Origin of the sequence: Desulfovibrio sp. (assembly GCF_035644575.1) — a bacterium.
In the GTDB taxonomy this organism is placed as follows: domain Bacteria; phylum Desulfobacterota; class Desulfovibrionia; order Desulfovibrionales; family Desulfovibrionaceae; genus Desulfovibrio.
On the sequence record NZ_DASQOG010000150.1, the window covers coordinates 1 to 18,051 of the forward strand.

General features: G+C 57.5%; 17 protein-coding genes and 1 tRNA gene. 10 read left to right on the plus strand and 8 right to left on the minus strand.

The window, feature by feature from the left end; all coding sequences use genetic code 11:
* The first annotated feature begins 107 nt into the window (after positions 1 to 107).
* From VEZ52_RS08565 to VEZ52_RS08575, 3 genes are all read left to right on the plus strand, one after another.
* Entirely contained in the window at positions 108 to 902 is a 795-nt protein-coding gene (locus VEZ52_RS08565) for an ABC transporter ATP-binding protein (RefSeq protein ID WP_192112438.1), read from the plus strand.
* A complete protein-coding gene (locus tag VEZ52_RS08570; RefSeq protein ID WP_233483769.1) occupies positions 899 to 2,062 on the plus strand; it encodes a SufB/SufD family protein in 1,164 nt (387 codons plus the stop codon). Before VEZ52_RS08565 ends, VEZ52_RS08570 begins: the two co-directional genes overlap by 4 nt.
* A gap of 86 nt (positions 2,063 to 2,148) precedes the next feature.
* Positions 2,149 to 2,224: transfer RNA gene (locus tag VEZ52_RS08575), tRNA-Ile, on the plus strand.
* Between the two features lie 105 nt (positions 2,225 to 2,329).
* On the opposite strand, the gene VEZ52_RS08580 is transcribed toward VEZ52_RS08575, so the two are convergent.
* The gene (locus tag VEZ52_RS08580) at positions 2,330 to 2,737 is read right to left on the minus strand and encodes a barstar family protein (RefSeq protein WP_324836455.1); all 408 of its coding nucleotides are present in this window, start codon (positions 2,735 to 2,737) and stop codon (positions 2,330 to 2,332) included.
* 197 nt (positions 2,738 to 2,934) lie between these two features.
* Here VEZ52_RS08580 and VEZ52_RS08585 point away from each other — a divergent pair, with 197 nt between their 5' ends.
* Positions 2,935 to 3,447: a DUF2846 domain-containing protein gene (locus VEZ52_RS08585; protein ID WP_324836456.1), complete on the plus strand. Its 513-nt coding sequence runs from the start codon at positions 2,935 to 2,937 to the stop codon at positions 3,445 to 3,447.
* Positions 3,448 to 3,646: 199 nt separating this feature from the next.
* Here the strand turns inward: VEZ52_RS08585 and VEZ52_RS08590 are convergent, their stop codons facing one another.
* Entirely contained in the window at positions 3,647 to 4,312 is a 666-nt protein-coding gene (locus VEZ52_RS08590; protein WP_324836457.1) for a DUF1641 domain-containing protein, read from the minus strand.
* Between the two features lie 14 nt (positions 4,313 to 4,326).
* On the minus strand, positions 4,327 to 5,568 hold the full coding sequence (sqr, locus tag VEZ52_RS08595; protein ID WP_324836458.1) for a type III sulfide quinone reductase, selenoprotein subtype: 1,242 nt from the start codon (positions 5,566 to 5,568) through the stop codon (positions 4,327 to 4,329).
* A gap of 558 nt (positions 5,569 to 6,126) precedes the next feature.
* Between sqr and VEZ52_RS08600 the strand changes: the two genes are divergently transcribed.
* Positions 6,127 to 6,399 (plus strand): energy transducer TonB, encoded by a 273-nt coding sequence (locus VEZ52_RS08600; protein ID WP_324836466.1) that lies wholly within the window; start codon positions 6,127 to 6,129, stop codon positions 6,397 to 6,399.
* A gap of 92 nt (positions 6,400 to 6,491) precedes the next feature.
* On the opposite strand, the gene arsB is transcribed toward VEZ52_RS08600, so the two are convergent.
* Genes arsB through VEZ52_RS08620 form a run of 4 tightly spaced genes read right to left on the minus strand, consistent with a single transcriptional unit; the run spans position 6,492 to position 9,266 of the window.
* Entirely contained in the window at positions 6,492 to 7,550 is a 1,059-nt protein-coding gene (gene arsB / locus VEZ52_RS08605; protein ID WP_324836459.1) for an ACR3 family arsenite efflux transporter, read from the minus strand.
* Positions 7,551 to 7,562: 12 nt separating this feature from the next.
* Positions 7,563 to 8,036: an arsenate reductase ArsC gene (locus VEZ52_RS08610; RefSeq protein ID WP_298995678.1), complete on the minus strand. Its 474-nt coding sequence runs from the start codon at positions 8,034 to 8,036 to the stop codon at positions 7,563 to 7,565.
* A gap of 8 nt (positions 8,037 to 8,044) precedes the next feature.
* Positions 8,045 to 8,884, minus strand: a complete 840-nt coding sequence (arsM, locus tag VEZ52_RS08615) for an arsenite methyltransferase (RefSeq protein WP_324836460.1) — start codon at positions 8,882 to 8,884, stop codon at positions 8,045 to 8,047.
* Positions 8,877 to 9,266, minus strand: coding sequence for an ArsR/SmtB family transcription factor (locus tag VEZ52_RS08620; protein ID WP_298995674.1), 390 nt, complete (start codon positions 9,264 to 9,266; stop codon positions 8,877 to 8,879). The genes arsM and VEZ52_RS08620 overlap by 8 nt, the downstream gene beginning before the upstream one ends.
* A gap of 169 nt (positions 9,267 to 9,435) precedes the next feature.
* Between VEZ52_RS08620 and kdpA the strand changes: the two genes are divergently transcribed.
* Genes kdpA through VEZ52_RS08645 form a run of 5 tightly spaced genes read left to right on the plus strand, consistent with a single transcriptional unit; the run spans position 9,436 to position 17,605 of the window.
* On the plus strand, positions 9,436 to 11,229 hold the full coding sequence (kdpA, locus tag VEZ52_RS08625) for a potassium-transporting ATPase subunit KdpA (RefSeq protein WP_324836461.1): 1,794 nt from the start codon (positions 9,436 to 9,438) through the stop codon (positions 11,227 to 11,229).
* A gap of 28 nt (positions 11,230 to 11,257) precedes the next feature.
* Positions 11,258 to 13,336, plus strand: a complete 2,079-nt coding sequence (gene kdpB, locus VEZ52_RS08630; protein ID WP_324836462.1) for a potassium-transporting ATPase subunit KdpB — start codon at positions 11,258 to 11,260, stop codon at positions 13,334 to 13,336.
* 11 nt (positions 13,337 to 13,347) lie between these two features.
* On the plus strand, positions 13,348 to 13,983 hold the full coding sequence (locus VEZ52_RS08635; RefSeq protein WP_324836463.1) for a potassium-transporting ATPase subunit C: 636 nt from the start codon (positions 13,348 to 13,350) through the stop codon (positions 13,981 to 13,983).
* Between the two features lie 32 nt (positions 13,984 to 14,015).
* A complete protein-coding gene (locus VEZ52_RS08640) occupies positions 14,016 to 16,835 on the plus strand; it encodes a sensor histidine kinase KdpD (protein ID WP_324836464.1) in 2,820 nt (939 codons plus the stop codon).
* 14 nt (positions 16,836 to 16,849) lie between these two features.
* Positions 16,850 to 17,605, plus strand: a complete 756-nt coding sequence (locus VEZ52_RS08645) for a response regulator transcription factor (protein WP_324836465.1) — start codon at positions 16,850 to 16,852, stop codon at positions 17,603 to 17,605.
* Between the two features lie 157 nt (positions 17,606 to 17,762).
* On the opposite strand, the gene VEZ52_RS08650 is transcribed toward VEZ52_RS08645, so the two are convergent.
* The gene (locus VEZ52_RS08650; RefSeq protein ID WP_192112410.1) at positions 17,763 to 18,029 is read right to left on the minus strand and encodes an RNA recognition motif domain-containing protein; all 267 of its coding nucleotides are present in this window, start codon (positions 18,027 to 18,029) and stop codon (positions 17,763 to 17,765) included.
* Between the last annotated feature and the right edge of the window lie 22 nt (positions 18,030 to 18,051).

Consider the following 18,051-nt stretch of genomic DNA (forward strand, 5'->3'; position numbering starts at 1 on the left):
CCTGATTGGCAGCGCCGTGGGCGAGGAATGCGTTTCCAGGCTGACCCATATTCTGGATCACGTGCATTACGATGTGCTGGAGTATCTGGGCGAAACCGGAGAAGAAGATGCTTGAAATCCGTGACCTGCATGTTTCGGTCAAGGGCACGCCCGTGCTCAAGGGCATTGATCTGCATATCCGCCCTGGCGAAACATTCATTCTTTTTGGCCCCAACGGCTCCGGCAAAACCACCCTGCTCATGACCCTCATGGGCTTTGCGGGGTATGAGGTCACGCAGGGCCAGATCATCTACAAGGGCACAGACATCACCCACGCACCCATGTACGAGCGTGCGCGCCTCGGCATTGGCATGTCGTTTCAGCGGCCCCCCACCATCCACGGCCTGCCCACGGGCAAACTGGTGGAACTATGCGGGCGCGGGCGCAAGATGGATATAGAAGACATGGCCCGCAAGGTGCATTTTGACCATTTTCTCAAGCGCGATGTGAACGCGGGCTTTTCCGGCGGCGAAATCAAGCGCTCCGAACTGCTGCAACTCATGGCCCAGAAGCCAGATCTGCTGCTTTTTGACGAACCGGAATCCGGCGTTGACCTTGAAAACATGGCGCTTGTGGGCAAAACCGTGCGCTACCTGCTTGACGGCACGCCCGACCGATGTTGCGCCACGCTGCGGCAGCGGGAGAAGGTGCGCTCCACCAGCGGTCTTATCATCACCCACACCGGCCATATTCTTGAATACGTCAATGCCCATCGCGGGCAGGTCATGTATCAGGGCAAGCTGTGCTGCGAGGCGCGGCCCCGCGAAATCCTGGATCACATCGCTACCCACGGCTATCAGGAATGTCTGCGCTGCCTCACCGGCGACATGCTTGGCAAAATTGCGGAGGCGCCCCTTAAATGAGTTCTGTCAATCTTTCCCGCTTTCAGTTCAGCGGCGGCGAAAACGCCGCGCCCATTGAAAACCTCGCCGCCCTGCCCCGCGAGGATCAGGAACGTCTGGTGCTGGCTGGCATCGATGTGAACGACAGCACCGCAAGTGGTGCGTTCATGCAACTCAACCATGCTGGCGTGCACTGCGAGACGCGCCATGAAGGCCTCGACCTCATGGACATCCGCACGGCGCTGAAAAAGTTCGACGGCCTGCCCCAGTATTTCTGGAAGCTGCTGAATCCTGAAAAGGACGAATTCACGCGCATGGCGCAGGAACACTGCAACGGCGGTTACTTTGTGCGGGCGCGCAAGGGCGTTAAAATCGCCCAGCCCGTGCAGTCCTGCATGTTCATCAAGGGGCACGGCGCGGGCCAGAGCATCCACAATATCGTGATTGTTGAAGAAGGCGCGGAGCTGCACATTCTTGGCGGTTGCGCCACCGCGCACGATGCCAACGATGCCGCCCATCTGGGCGTGACCGAATATTATGTGGAAAAAGGCGGCAAGCTGACCTTTACCATGATCCACAACTGGGGCAGCAGCACCACTGTGCGCCCCCGCTCCGCCGGGATTGTTGAGGCCGGGGGCGAGTTCCAGAACAACTACATTCTGCTCAAGCCCGTGGGCGACCTGCAAATGTACCCCACCATGACTCTGGCTGGTTCTGGAGCCGTGGCCCGCTTCAATTCCGTTGTGGTGGCCCCCACCGGCTCCCATGTGGACTGCGGCAACCGCATTGACCTTGCGGCCCCCGATACGCGCGGCGAAATCATCTCGCGCGTTGTCACCACGGGCGGCACGGTCATCAACCGGGGCTTTATCGGCGCTTCCGCCGCACCCGCCAAGGGGCACCTCGAATGCAAGGGGCTGATTCTTGGCGGCGGGCGCATGCACGCCATCCCCGAGCTGGACAGCAATCAGGACGGCGTGGAGCTTTCACACGAGGCAGCGGTGGGCAAGATCGCGCAGGAGGAAATTGAATACCTCATGGCGCGCGGTCTGGATGAAGACGAAGCCGCCGCCACCATTGTGCGGGGCTTTTTGAACGTGGACATCATGGGCCTACCCGCCCCGCTGAAAAAGGCCATGGACGAGCAGATTTCCTTGCTGGAAGCGGGCAACGCCATGTAGCAAGGGCAGGTGCTGCCGCCCTGAATGCTACAGGAATTACCCGCACTTGACCGGAAGCTGCCTTCCAGCTATATTTCCCCTCCTTGGGGCCTATAGCTCAGTTGGTAGAGCCTCCGGCTCATAACCGGCCCGTCCCAGGTTCAAGTCCTGGTGGGCCCACCAAGAACTGTTCAGACAAAGACCGCCGAAGTTGCACAACTTCGGCGGTCTTTGCTTTTATAAATAGTTGGTTCCGCAAAACTCGCTGACCACTACTTTGCCATAATTTTATTCCTCAAATTCCAATGTGCAGTCGTGCCCAGAATTATTACTCGCTAGCGTAATTTCTATAATTCTATCCATAAGCGTCGGGCCCGTTTCATTCAGCGCAGCATGCATTTTTTTTCTTACAATATCTCGGTTTACAGGATGGCAAATATTTATGTTTTCTTCATAATATTTTGCAGTAGCTGGATAGCCAAAATCTAATCGACTTTTGGCAGCATTTTTCCAAAGAATCGCTATAGGCTCTCCCCGTTCGTGCCGACCAAATCCGCCGCGCAAGATATCGTTGTAAGCATCAAGATTATGACCTGTTTTGAACGTAAGATCCTTGGTGAATACGGCATCCACTTCACAAAAAAAGTCATCAAGCGTATCAAACCGTGCTCCATCAATTATAAATTTTTGCCGCATGGCGTCTCCCGTTCTTAGGTCGTTTTTTATTCATTTTTATTTAAACTTTAATGCCTGAAAACATAGATCAAATCTCTTGTCAACTATAGAAGCAATAATGAAAAAAACACATAACTAGGGAACAACGCTTCTTATCCCATACCTAGGTTGAGGCGATATCCCAAAACTGATAAACAAGTATAAAATTTGGAGGTGTTATGAACAAGCTGCTTTCGTTCTGTATCGTGGCGTTACTATTCCTCTTTTCTGTGGGTTGCGCAAAAATGCCGCTTCGTGGTGATTACGTGGAGGAGAAGTCGCCCCCACAAATACAAGCCGATGAACAAAGCGCCGCTATTGTCTTCTTTCGCGAGTGGGCATTTACTGGTGGCGGAATGAGCTATTTCATAACTGAAGATACTAACAACATTGGACTTCTGAAAGCTGGTTCCTATTTCGCATACCGCGCAGCACCAGGTAAACATACATATTCGGCTGAAACAGAAGCAAGATCATCTGTCACATTGGATGTTCAACCAGGTCAGACTTATTACATCGAAGGCGGAATAGGCATGGATTTCTGGGCAGGGCGCCCACAGCTTTCAGAAGTTACCAAGCCAATATTTGATAAAGTAAAACCAGACTTGAAGTATATACGCCTCGCAACGCCCGAAGAAGCCGCCCAGTTCAAAGAAAAAGAACAGAAGCGCGATTCAGGAACGACCTTGTAGCTGTAGATTTTCACCGCCTCCGCCAGCATCAAACGAGATGTGTGTAAAAACTCTTTCTGAATAAAAAATAACTTCAGAACTTGACTGACACCAGTCACCAAGAACTCTTCAAGCAAAAGCCCGCCGAAGTTGCACAACTTCGGCGGGCTTTGACTCTATAAACGGCAGTTCCGGGGAATCCGTCCAGGCAACCTCTCGGTTATTTGGACGCGCTCTGCGCCGTGAACTTGCCTGCTACTTTTATCAATTCGGCAAGCAGGCCCAGAGTCTGTTTGCCTTCTGCGCTGCCAAGCGCCCCAATAAGGCCAAAAACGCCCGTGGGCTTCACGTTGGCGGTGTCGATCTCGCCCAGCATGCCGATCAGGTTCGTGATCTTGGCTTGCAGGTCGGGGTCAGCAAGGCGCTGCAACTGGCTGACCAGAAAGGCCAGGCCTTCGCCTGTTTTGGCAATGTCTTCGGGGCTCATGGAGCCAAGCAGGTTGCCGCCAGCGTTTTTAAGCGCAGACATCTTTTCAAACACGCCATCCTTTTCCCACTCGCCCATTTTTTCAATGATGTGCGGAAAAGTCGGCGCAAAAGCAGGGTGCAGAATCTTCCACAGGTCGGTGGCGTTCTCGAGCTGGTCGAGCAGCCACGTAAGCCGGGGAACAGTCAGCAAGCCCTTGCGGCCCAGATCCAGAATATCGTCAAGCGTGACCCTGCCGTTGAGGGTTTCCATCTCTTCAACAATAAGGCGGAAGGCATGGTTCCCAATGGGCGTCAGCTCGCTCAGCAGCATGTTGCTGCCTTCCTTGCTCGCTTGAAGGTCGCTGAGCCTGCCTTCGATGGCTTCCAGCCGCTCAAGAATTTTATCTTCAGGTGTCATATGATCCCTCCGGTCTACTTGCTTCTCAGCAAGGAGGTATCTTTCCCTGCAAGATACATATTGGGCTCAAACGGGAGTTCATGGCCTTTCAGCATGAGGTTGTAGTACACCCACTTGAACATGAGCTTACCCCAGTAGTTGATGTGGCTTTCACCCAGCAGCTCAAAGGGGCCAACGCCAGGCAGCGGGAACATGCCCGGCAGGGGTTCCACAGCGTAGCTGAAGTCGATAAGAGAGGCTTTTTCAAAGCCTGTGACGATAAAGCAGTTGGTGTGGCCGTCAAACCTGTAGTAGTTGTCGGTGCCTTCAATGTCGGCCATCAGGTTCTGGGCGATCACGTCCGCTTCAAAGTGGGCCACAGACCCGGCTTTTGACGCGGGGACGTTTGTTGCGTCGCCGATGATGTACATGTTCTCGAACTTTTTGGACTTCAGCAGTTCCTTGTCCGTATCAATGAAGCCGGTCACGTCGGAGACTTCAGATTCGATAAGGAATTCCTGTCCAAGGTTCGGGGGAATGCTCACCAGCAGGTCGTAGGGGATTTCATCGCCTGTGACGGAAGAGATCACGGCGCGGTCGGCTTCAACGCTGTCCACAGTCCAGTTTGTGGTGACCTTGATGCCTTTCTGTTCGCACAGCGCGCCAAGAATGTTGTTGGCAACAGGCTTGGTAAAAGCACCCGTAAGCGGCGTGACAAGCTCAATTTCCACATCTTTGCGCACGCCCATTTTTTGCAGGTACCAGTCGGCCATGTACACAAATTCCAGAGGCGCGACCGGGCACTTGATGGGGGTTTCGCAAATGTGGAGAACAAGACGGCCCTTCTTGAAGTGCTTCAGCTTGTCGCCAAGTGCCGCAGCGCCGTCATGTGTGTAGAAATTGTGGATCTTGCCGCCCCAGTCGTCCAAAAGGCCGGGTACTTCATCAGGAGCGATTCTTGCGCCAGAGGCAACAACAATCCAGTCGTAGGTATGGGTGCTGTTTTTGCATTCAACCTTGCGCTGAATAGGATCAACAGCGGTGATCGTATCAAGCACAAAATTTACGCCACGGCTGATGAAATCCTTTTTGGGCCGCACGCAACCCTGCGGGGTATCCACACCAAACGGAACCAGCAACCAACCGGGCTGATAATGGTGCACTGGATCCCGGTCGATCAGCGTTATTTCCCATTCTCTTTCACTCAAGAGCTTTCTCATTTTCGTGGCTATCATGGTTCCGCCAGCGCCAGCACCAAGAATAAGCAATTTTTTCATGCAATTAACCCCAAATTTAAGTATGCAGCAGTGTGCCATAAAAAGGTTTCCCTACTACGCGCAGCCACTACCATCGCGGGCTGATATCATAGTAAGATGGTATTATTTGCTTACTACCACAGCTAATTTTTAACTGCACTAATTATGTCAATAAAAATGGACATATATCATTTAATACCTACTAACTAAGTATTTTATTGGACTTAAACGCGTACATACCTGCGATGTGCGGCAGCGACAATTTTTCTGTAAAGTTAAGAAGATGCATGGAACGCCCAACAACCTTGGGCTATTGCAGGGGCTATCGAAAAAGGAGAGGAAGGCGTAGGCTAATAAAGAAAGATGTCGTACTTTTTGGTAAATAATGTCTTCGTAACCCTGGTTTATGGAAAAATCTCAATGCGTACACGCAATGGCAACAGACTGTTATCTATTACTGTTTTAACTCTTCTGCTCATATGTTCTTGTGCAAGGAATTCAACTCCACCTTCCGCACCGACGCAAAAAGAGACTCCTTCTATTGCAGCCACCAGAAATATGTCGCCAATGGAAAATTATATGCACAGTTTTATGGAGACTGTGCGCCAGCATTGGGCATTTTCATCACCAAAGGATGAACCCATGGCTTGCACAATAGATGTTGACGTCTCGCCAGACGGTGAAATTGTAGCATACAAGCTTATAAAAAGTTCCGGGAACAAGTATTTTGACAACTCCGCCCAGAACGCCATAGTGCGAACCCAGAGAAGCGGCGTGCGGCTGCCGCCGCCAGAACCTCTCCCCAAGGGTATGACCATTATTTTCAACCTGCCTGAACGCATCAAGCGATGACTAGCAATACTTACTGAACACGAAGAAGGCCGCCTTTTGGGCGGCCTTCTTCAATTACGGGCATGTTTAACAAAAATTCCTGCGCAAGGGGATCAGGCCGTTTCCCGTCCGGCAAAATACCTGCGGCGAATGTACAGAGCCACATTCACAAGGGCGATCAGCACCGGCACTTCCACCAGTGGGCCGATAACCGCCACAAAGGCCTCGCCGGAATTGAGGCCGAAAACGGCGATGGCCACGGCAATGGCAAGCTCAAAGTTGTTGGATGCAGCGGTAAACGACAACGTTGCCGACTGTTCGTAGTTCGCCCCTGCCCGCCACGAAAGGTAGAATGACAGCAGGAACATGATAAGAAAATACACCAGCAGGGGGATGGCAACCTTCACCACATCCATGGGCAGCTGCACAATGTATTCGCCCTTGAGGGAGAACATCACAACAATGGTGAACAGCAGCGCCCGCAGCGTCCAGGGGCTGATGCGGGGAATAAAAATATTCTCGTACCAGTCCAGCCCCTTGACCTTGAGGCCGTAAATGCGGGAAGCAACGCCCCCGATAAAGGGGATGCCAAGGTAGATGAACACGCTTTCGGCAATCTGCCCCATGCTCACATCCACAACCGCCCCCGAAAGGCCGAGCCAGCCGGGCAGCAAGGTGATGAACACATAGGCGTAGACAGAGAAAAACAGCACCTGAAATATGGCGTTAAAGGCCACAAGCCCCGCGCAATATTCCCTGTCGCCCCCGGCAAGGTCGTTCCACACAATGACCATGGCAATGCACCGGGCCAGGCCGATTAGTATGAGCCCCACCATGTAGCTGTTGTTGCCGGAGAGAAAGGCGATTGCCAGCAGAAACATTAGAACCGGGCCGATCACCCAGTTTTGCACCAGCGAAAGCAGCAAAACCTTTTTATCGCGAAACACCCGGCCAAGCTGCTCGTATTTCACTTTCGCCAGCGGCGGATACATCATCAGGATAAGGCCGATGGCAATGGGAATGTTGGTGGTGCCAACCTGAAAAAAGTTGATGACGTTCTTGACGCCCGGCGCAGCCCAGCCAAGCCCCACGCCCGCAAACATGGCGAGAAAAATCCACAGGGTCAGGAACCTGTCGAGAAATGAAAGCCTCTGCAATGTTGACTGACTCATAATTTACGCCCCTTAGTGCGCGGCAATGCCGTCAAGAATGTTTTTCAGAGCGTTGGCGTCCATGCCCGGCTGTGCGGCAAGCGCATGCACCAGAGCCGTGATACGCCTGCGCAGCACCGACAGCGTTTCGTCAAAGGCGGCCCTGAGGGTGGCTTCATCGCCCTGCACCTTGGCTGGATCGGGCATGCCCCAGTGACTGCGTATTACTGTGCCGAAGTACACGGGGCAGGCTTCACCCGCCGCGTCGGCGCACAGGGTTATGACCACCGAGGGTTTTTCCGGCAGATCATCCCATGACTTGCTTGCAAGGCCCGCGGTTGAAACTCCGGCCTTGGCCAGCGCCTCAAGAGCGCGGGGATGCACATAGCCCGCAGGCTTGCTGCCCGCGCTCTGGGCTGTTACCCCCGCTGGGGCCATGGAGCGGAAAAGCGCCTCGGCAATGATTGAGCGGCAGGAATTGCCCGTGCACAAAAAAAGGATGTTCATACCTACCTCTACTTTCTGGCTTCAATGGAGAGGCTGACGATATAATCCGCCATTTCCTCGCCCTTGGGCAGAGCCTCGGCAATCTGCCTGTACAGCGGGTCATTCCAGTTCTGCATGTTCCGCACGTAGTCGGGCTTTGCCGTGAGCTCTATGGAGGAAAAGCCCGCTTCTTCAAGCATACCTCTGGTTTCGCTCACCAACACGGCACCGGACACGCACCCCACCAGCGCTGCCGCCATTTCCCGAACTGTATCCGGCAGCATCTTCAGCAGCGCAAGATCTGAAACAGACACCTTGCCGCCGGGCTTCAATACGCGAAAAACTTCGCGCCATACCTGCGCCTTGTCTGGTGAAAGGTTGATGACGCAATTGGAAAGAACCACATCAACGCAAGCATCCGGCACGGGCAGATGTTCGATTTCGCCAAGGCGGAACTCCACATTGGCAAACCCCGTGCGCTGCTGATAAAAATCAGTATTTTTGCGGGCCTTGGCGATCATTTCCGGCGTCATGTCCACACCGATGACACGTCCGCCCGCCTTTACCCTTTCACCAGCCTGAAATGCGTCAAAGCCGCCGCCGCTACCAAGGTCAAGCACGGTCTGGCCTTCCCGCAAGGCTGCTATGGCCACAGGATTGCCGCACGAAAGCCCCATGTTTGCCCCTTCCGGCAGCTTGGCGAGGTCTTCAGCCGAGTAGCCTATGGCCTGCGCCAGCCGTGCAGGGTCATGGGTATTGCACGAGCCGCCGCAGCAGCAGGCGCTCTGGCCACTGGCAATAGCCGCGTATCCGGCGCGCACTGTTTCGCGCACCTGTTCCTTGTGTGCAGTTTTTTCAGCATCACTCATGGCCGCTCTCCGGGTCAGAGGTTTTGCCCCCGCAGCAGGTGGGCAGAAAAGTCGCATCCACGCAACTCTCACGTCGATACACCCTGCACTGCTCTGGATGGCCAGAGCAGCATTCGGCAGTGAGATAGCCAATGGTTTCAAGCATCAGGGGGATGTTGGCCCGGTAGCGCGTGTTGCGCCCCTCCCGCTCCACGCTGGCCAGCCCGCTGTGAACAAGAGTTTTCAGATGAAAGGAAAGGTTGGTCTTGGGGATATCCGCCAGGCGGGAAAGCTCCCCCGCCACCAGCCCGTCAGGGGCATGCTTGACCAGCAGGCGAAAAATGCAGAGGCGCGCCTCGGACGTAAGGGCTTCAAACACCTGTGTGGCTTTTTTTGTTTCCATTGGGCAATCATTCAACACCAATTGAACAATGTCAAGAGAGGATGGCAGCGAAAAAAAACATCGGTCTTAATACAAATTTTATACTCTCGCCCCAAGTTTAACACCCATTTTATGCGCTTTTTCATACCTTGTTCCCGTGGGCAAAGTTCAAAACCCACAGGAGGACGTTATGGAAAACATGATCGGGCAATGCCTGCTGTACATCATACTGCTCGCCCTGCTGGCGTGGCCGCTGGGCATTTACATGGGCAAGGTCATGGACGGCGAACCGTTCTGGCTGCAAAGGATGCTGGGCCCATGCGAGCGCGGCCTGTACCGCGTCATGGGCATCAACCCGGCGGAGCAGATGGGCTGGAAGCGTTATCTCAGCTGTGTACTGGCATTCAGTGCCGTGAGCATTGCGGCACTTATGCTGCTGCTCATGGCGCAGGGCGGCCTGCCCCTGAATCCGCAGGGCATCGCGGGTACAAGCTGGGATCTGGCTCTGAACACGGCGGTGAGCTTTGTCACCAATACCAACTGGCAGGCCTATTCTGGCGAAAGCGCCATGGGTTATCTGGCCCAGATGGCGGGGCTTACGGTGCAGAACTTTGTTTCCGCCGCTGTGGGCATTGCGGTGCTGTTCGCCTTAATCCGGGGACTGCGCACGCGAAAAACAGAAACATCCGGAGGGCCAGATACTCCCGCCACGCCAGCCGTTTCAGGTCTCGGCAACTTCTGGGCAGACGCCACCCGCGCCACCCTGTATATCCTTGTGCCGCTCTCTCTGGCGCTTTCGCTGCTGCTCATCTGGCAGGGAGTGCCGCAGAATTTTTCCCCTTATAAAACTGTTGCCCTGCTTGAACCGCTTACAACCGAAGACGGGGCCACCGTCACGGAACAGATGGTTCCCATGGGGCCGCAAGCCTCGCAGGTTGCGCCCAAGCAGCTTGGCACCAACGGCGGCGGCTACAACGGCGTCAATTCCGCCCACCCGCACGAGAACCCCACTCCACTCGCAAATATGCTGGAGATGCTGGCCCTGCTGCTCATTCCCGCGGGGCTGTGCTTCACCTTTGGCAGGCAAATCAAGGACATGCGTCAGGGCGTAGCCATATTCATCACCATGACCCTGCTGCTGTCCGCCGCCATCGGCTTCACCGCCTGGGCAGAGCAAAGCGCCACTCCGCAACTGGCCCAGACCGGGCAGACAGACCTTGCGGCCCGCAGCGGCCTGTTGGCTCAGGCCGGGGGCAATATGGAAGGCAAGGAGGCGCGCTTCGGCATAACCAATAGTGCCATCTGGGCAGCCGCCACAACTGCCGCTTCCAACGGCTCGGTCAATGCCATGCACGACAGCCTCACGCCGTTGGGCGGGCTGGTTCCCATGGTGCTCATGCAGTTGGGCGAGGTGGTCTTTGGAGGTGTTGGCAGCGGCCTGTACGGTATGCTGGCCTTTGTGCTGCTGACCGTCTTCATGGCTGGCCTGATGGTGGGCCGCACCCCCGAATATCTGGGCAAAAAAGTGGAACCCTTTGAAATGAAGATGGCCGTTGTGGTCTGCCTGACCACGCCAGTCGTCATCCTGATCGGAGCTGGTCTGATGTGCCTTGTTCCACAAGTTGTGGACAGCCTGAACAACGCCCTGCCCCACGGCTTCAGCGAGATTCTCTATGCCGCCACCTCCGCCGGGGCAAACAACGGCTCGGCCTTTGCGGGGCTGAATGCCAACACGCCTTTTCTGAACGTGCTGCTGAGCGCACTCATGTTTGCCGGGCGCTTTGTGCCCGTTGCCGCCATCCTTGCCGCCGCAGAGAGCATGGCTGGCAAAAAAACCGTGGCCGCAAGCTCCGGCACGCTCTCCACCAGCAACGGCATGTTTGTTTTTCTGCTCATATTTGTGGTGCTGCTGGTGGGCGCGCTGAGCTTCTTCCCCGCTCTGGCTCTTGGCCCCGTGGCCGAACATCTGCAAATGACGCGCTAACTGGCGCTCAATAATAAAGGATACAGCCATGTCAGCCAAAACTGCACATGCCCCGCGCAACAACAGGATGCTCCGCCGGGCCCTTGGCGACTCGTTCATCAAGCTGGCCCCGCACATCCAGGCGCGCAATTTTGTCATGTTCACCGTATATCTTTCCGCCATCATGACCACCGGCCTTGCGCTGGCAGGGACGTGGGGATTCATGCCCGCCGCCGCAGGCCAGAGCGCCTTTGCCTGCGCCATCGCCGCCATACTCTGGTTCACGGTGCTCTTTGCCAACTTTGCGGAAGCCATCGCCGAAGGCCGGGGCAAGGCTCAGGCCGACAGCCTGCGCAAGTCGCGCAAGAGCGTTGACGCCCGTAAGCTGCCGGATCCTGCACAACACGATACAGTTGTGATGACTTCGTCCACGGAGCTGAAACCCGGCGACTACGTGCTTGTGCTGGCAGGCGAGATGATCCCCGCCGACGGCGATGTGACCGAAGGGGCCGCCTCTGTGGATGAAAGCGCCATCACGGGCGAATCAGCCCCTGTCATACGCGAGAGCGGCGGAGACCGCAGCGCCGTCACCGGCGGCACCACGGTGCTTTCGGACTGGCTGGTGCTGCGCGTTACCAGCGAGGTTGGCCGCAGCTTTCTGGACAAAATGATCGCCATGGTCGAAGGGGCCGCCCGCCAGAAAACCCCCAACGAGATCGCCCTGAACATCCTGCTGGTGGCGCTTACGGTCATCTTTCTGCTGGTCACGGGCACGTTGTGGTGCTTTGCCCGCTTTGCGGCAGATCAGAACCATGCGGCAAACCCGGCGGACGTCACCTCGCTGGTGGCGCTCTTTGTCTGCCTGGCCCCCACCACCATCGGCGCACTGCTTTCGTCCATAGGCATTGCGGGCATGAGCCGCCTCAATCAGGCCAATGTGCTCGCCATGAGCGGACGCGCCATTGAGGCGGCTGGCGATGTTGACGTGCTCCTGCTCGACAAGACAGGCACCATAACCCTTGGCAACCGACTGGCCGTCAACTTTATACCAGTGGACGGACACAGCGAGCCGGAACTGGCGGAGGCCGCCCGCCTTGCCTCGCTCGCGGACGAAACCCCCGAGGGCCGCAGTATTGTGCAACTGGCAAACAGCCTGTTTCCGCAGAATGGCGCAGCGCAGTCAGAGGCAGACACGACGTTTGTTCCCTTTTCCGCCCATACCCGCATGAGCGGCGTTGACGCACGGGGTTCGTCCATCCGCAAGGGCGCGGCGGACGCGGTGCGCGCTTTTGCGGAGCAGCTTGGCGGACGTTTGAGTCCGCAGTGCGATGACGCGGTGCAAAGTATTGCCCGTCAGGGCGGTACGCCGCTGGTGGTTGCCCGCGATGCCGCAGTGCTTGGCGTGATCCACCTCAAGGACGTCATCAAGGACGGTGTGCGCGAAAAATTCGGCGAGCTGCGCCGCATGGGCATCAAGACCGTCATGATCACGGGCGACAATCCGCTCACAGCCGCCGCCATTGCCGCCGAAGCCGGGGTGGATGACTTTCTGGCCGAGGCCACGCCGGAGACCAAGCTGAACCTTATCAGGGAATATCAGGCCAAGGGTCATCTGGTCGCCATGACGGGCGACGGCACCAACGACGCCCCGGCCCTCGCGCAAGCGGATGTGGCGGTCGCCATGAACACGGGCACGCAGGCCGCCAAGGAAGCGGGCAACATGGTTGATCTGGATTCCTCGCCTACCAAGTTGCTGGATATCGTGCGCATCGGCAAGCAACTGCTCATGACGCGCGGCAGCCTCACCACCTTTTCTCTCGCCAACGATGCGGCAAAATACTTTGCCATCATTCCGGCGCTGTTCATGGGCCTGTACCCCGGCCTTGCCGCACTCAACATCATGGGCCTGCACAGCCCGCAAAGCGCAATACTGGCGGCCACCATATACAATGCCCTCATCATTGTGGCCCTCATTCCGCTGGCCCTGCGCGGCGTGCCCTACAGGGAGGAAAGCTCGGAGCTGCTGTTGCGCCGCAACCTCTTTATTTACGGCCTTGGCGGGCTTGCGGCCCCCTTTGTCGCCATCAAACTTATTGACCTCTGCCTGGTCGGCCTTGGGCTGGCCTGAGGAGAATCATCATGTCCATCACAACATTGCTGCGCCGCTCTCTGGTTTTTCTGTGCATCATGACAGCCCTCACCTGCGCCTACACCGGCGCGCTCACTCTTGCGGGCAAGGCGCTGTTTCCCTTTCAGGCTGAAGGCAGTATCATTACAGCCAAGGGCAAGCACTACAGCACGTTGCTGGGCCAGCCCTTCACAGCCGACAACCATTTGTGGGGCCGCCCCGTGAGTGCAGACACCGCCACCTATACCGACAACGGCAAGCCCCTGCTCTACGCCGGGCCAAGCAACAAAAGCCCGGCCGCTGCCGAATACGCTGCGGTTTTGCAGGAGCGCGAGGCACGCATCCGGCTGGCGCATCCGGAAAAATCCGGCCAGCCCATTCCTGTGGATCTGCTCACGGAATCAGGCAGCGGGCTTGATCCGCATATTTCGCCAGCGGCCGCAGAATTTCAGGTGGAGCGGCTGGCCCGCACCACAGGTTTTACGGCTGCGGAAGTGCGCCGCACCATCGCCTTGTATACGCAAGGCCGCACCCTGGGGCTGCTGGGCGAGGCGCGGGTTAACGTGCTTGAAGTCAATCTGGCGTTGGAAGGCATGTTGCCCAACGGGCGCGGGGTTTCAGGGACATCAGCCGCTGCTCCCCGCTGACGGCCTTGCGGCATACGAACCTGAGAACAACCATGACAGACAGCTACAAACGTCCATCCCCCGATGCCCTGCTTGCCCAGTTGCAACAGGCGGCTCCGGGCGGCAAGCCCCTCGCTGGCGAGGCGGGCGCAATCGTGCGCCCGTCGCCCAGAGGATTGCTCAAGATATTTTTCGGCTATGCGGCTGGCGTGGGCAAAACATATTCCATGCTGCGGGCGGCCCACGCCGCTCAGGAGCAGGGACACAGCATTGTTGTGGGCTATGTGGAGCCGCACCCGAGGCCGGAAACAGCGGCCCTGCTGCCGGGTTTGGAGGCCGTGCCGCCCCTGCGGATTGAACACAGGGGCATAACGCTCAACGAGCTGGATGTGGATGCCGTACTGGCCCGCAAGCCGGAAATCGCCCTCGTGGACGAGCTGGCCCATTCCAATGCGCAGGGCTGCCGCAACCGCAAGCGCTTTCAGGATGTGGAGGAGCTGCTTCAGGCGGGCATATCCGTATGGACCACGGTTAACGTGCAACATCTGGAAAGCCTCAACGATGTGGTCGCCGCCATGACCGGAGTTGTGGTGCGCGAGCGCATACCCGACAGCGTGTTTGACGGTGCAGATCAGGTGGAACTGGTCGATCTGGAGCCAGACGAGCTTGTATCCCGCCTTCACGAAGGCAAAATATATGCCGAGGCGCAAGCGCAACGGGCGCTGGGGCACTTTTTTCTGCCCGCCAACCTCATTGCCCTGCGGGAGATTGCCCTGCGCCGCATGGCCGACCGCGTCAACCGGCGGGCATCCGCCGCTGGCGGAGGGCAGGAAGCAGGCCGGCAGATCAAGGAGCATATCCTCATCTGCCTTTCAGGCGCGCCCAGCAATGCGCGGGTTATCCGCACCGCCGCGCGCATGGTTGAGGCCTTTCGTGCTGATTTTACAGCTCTTTTTGTGCAAAACGCTGCGCCGCGCCGCAGCGACGCCAAAAGCCGCGACACCCTGCGCGACAATCTGAAACTGGCGGAAGACCTGGGCGCAGTTATCGTGACCCTGCACGGTGAGGACGTTCCCGCCCAGATAGCGGAATACGCGCGCATGAGCGGGGTGAGCAAGATTGTGGTGGGGCGCTCCCCGGCTGGCGGCTGGTTGTTCCGCAAAAACAAAACGCTGGTGGAGCGCCTTGCCGAACTTGCGCCGGAGATGGAAACCTACATCATCCCCGATGTCGTGCCCGTGGGCAGAGCACCCGAGCATGCCGGGCCTTTGTTTGCGGCGCTCAAGGCCTTGCGGGGCACAGCCCCCCGCTCGTGGCGGCAATGGTGCGCCATGGCTGCAATCATGGCCGTGTGCAGCGTTGCAGGCCTGCTCATGTTCTCGCTGGGCATGCCCAATGGCGGCATTGCGGGCCTGTACATGCTGGGAGTGCTGGGCGTTTCCATCCTCACCACCGGGCCGTGGTACGGTGTGGCGTCTTCCGTGGCCGGGGTGGCCCTTTTTGATTTTCTGTTTGTTGAACCCCGTTTCAGCTTTACGGTTTACGATACGGACTATGTGGGGCTTTTTTGCGCAATGCTGCTGGTCTCCGCCGCCACCAGCGCAATCACGGGCCGGGCACGCATGCAGGCGCGGCAAAGCACGGTGCGGGCGCTGCATACGGAACTGCTGCTGGGCAACAGCCGCCGCCTGCAAAAGGCCAAGGACGAACCCGCCATCCTGCTGGAAACTGCCCGTCAGCTCGGCACCCTGCTGAGCTGCGAAACAACGCTCTATTCCGTGCGGCAAGGGTTGCTTGAAGCCCATCCCGTTTTTTCCTACCGGGCTGACAAAATGCAGGGTTCGGGCAGCCCTCGCACTGCCTCCCGGCGCAGCAAGGACACACCAAAGGACGAACTGGGCGTTGCCCAGTGGGTTGCCAAAAACAACCGCCCAGCTGGCGCGGGAACAGATTCCCTGCCCGGATCGCGGCACAGCTTTATCCCCATCAGCAGCCAGTCTGCCGTGCTCGCAGTGGCCGAACTGCACGTTCTGCCGGGCCGCACGGCTCCGCTTGCCGATGCCAACAGCAAAAACCTTGTTCTGGCGCTGGCAGGGGAGTGCGCGCTGGCTCTGGAAAAGGAGCGACTCACGCAGGCCAACGCCAGCATTGCCGTACGTGCACAGCAGGAGAAACTGCGCGCCGATGTGCTGCGCTCCATATCGCACGATCTGCGCACGCCGCTCACAGGCATCTGCGGCAATGCAGCCATCCTTGCCGAGCAGAACGGCTCCGGCTCGCCAGAACGCAATGCGGCCCTTGCCGCCGCCATTGAGGAAGAAGCTCGCTATCTTGTAGACATGGTGGAAAACCTGCTGGCCCTCACCCGTCTTGAGCAGCAGGATTTTACCCTTCGCCTGGAGCCGGAGCTGCTTGAAGATGTCATTGCCGAGGCCGTGCAGATCACCAGCCGCCGTGCGGCGCACCACGATCTGCACGCGGAAATGCCCGAAGGCATGCTCATGGCCCGCATGGACGCACGGCTCATGGTACAGGTGCTGGTCAACCTGCTGGACAATGCCGTAAAGCATACGCCAGAGGGAACAGCCATCCGCATCAGGGCGAAGGCTGACGGGCCGTGGGTCAGGCTGGAAGTTGCCGACAACGGCCCTGGAATTTCAGAAGCGGAACAGAACCACATCTTTGACATGTTCCGCTCCGCAGCCATAAAAAAAGGCGATGGGCGCAGAGGCATGGGGCTAGGGCTGGCCTTGTGCCGCAGCATCGTGCAAGCTCACGGCGGGAGCATTGAGGTATTTTCCAACACACCGCATGGCGCAGTTTTTTCCATGGCCTTGCCGCGCGAGACGGAAGATTTCACCCTACCGGCCTGACAGAAGGAGCATCCATGCCACAAAATCCGCCTTCAGCGACCACTCCGGCAGACCAGAACGTCAACGGAATTCCCGAGCGCATTCTTGTGGTGGAAGATGACAAGGTCATCCGCGCGCTTGTGACCACCACGCTTGAGAGCCGCGGCATATCCTTTCTGACCGCCGCCACCGGGCGCGAGGCTCTTGCCGAGGCCTCGCGGGCCAATCCTGACGTCATACTGCTTGATCTGGGCCTGCCGGATATGGACGGCGTGGATATCATCCGGGCGGTGCGCCAATGGTCCATGCTGCCTATTATTGTGCTGAGCGCCCGCACCGAAGATGACGACAAGGTGGCTGCGCTGGACGCAGGCGCGGACGACTACCTTACCAAACCTTTCAGCGTTGATGAATTGCTGGCCCGGCTGCGCGCCGCCCTGCGGCGCGTCCGGTATGAACGCGGGCACATAGGCCGCAGCGAAAGCAGCTTTGAGAATGGCGATCTGCGTATTGATTTTGCCGCAGGGTGCGTCAGCGTTGCCGGGCAACAGGTGCATCTTGCGCCCATGGAATACAAACTGCTGTGCCTGCTCGCAAACAATGTGGGCAAAGTGCTAACGCACAAAACAATCTTGCAGGCCGTGTGGGGCAATGCCCTGCCGCAGTCGCTTCCTTCATTGCGCGTGTTCATGGCAACCTTGCGCAAAAAACTGGAGGCCGCCTCGCCGCAATGCGATTGCATCCGCACCCATGTGGGCATCGGCTACCGCATGAGCCGTTCTGATGGCTGACTTGGAGCAGGCCCTTGTTCCTTGAGCATTGATTCCAAGCCGCCCTTTTTGTTGTGCGCACCAGCCCGGCAAACAAACCATATTCATTCGACTGCCTTTAAGACAAAAAGAAGGCCGCGATTTCTCGCGGCCTTCCATATCAAGCGAATTTGGTCGACTACCAGCGACGGGGGGCGGGCTTTTTGGGCTCAGCCTTGTTGATGCGAAGGGCGCGGCCGTCAAATTCCTTGCCGTCAAGAGCGGCAATGGCGTTGATGGCGTCGGCGTCTTCCATTTCCACAAAGCCAAAGCCACGGGCGCGGCCAGTTTCGCGGTCGGAAACGAGCTTCACGGAAAGAACTTCGCCGTAGGGGCTGAACAGGGATTCAACGCCTTCCTGAGTGGCGGACCAGGGCAGATTGCCGACGTAGATAGAAGTAGCCATAAGGACTCCAGAGATTACGGGA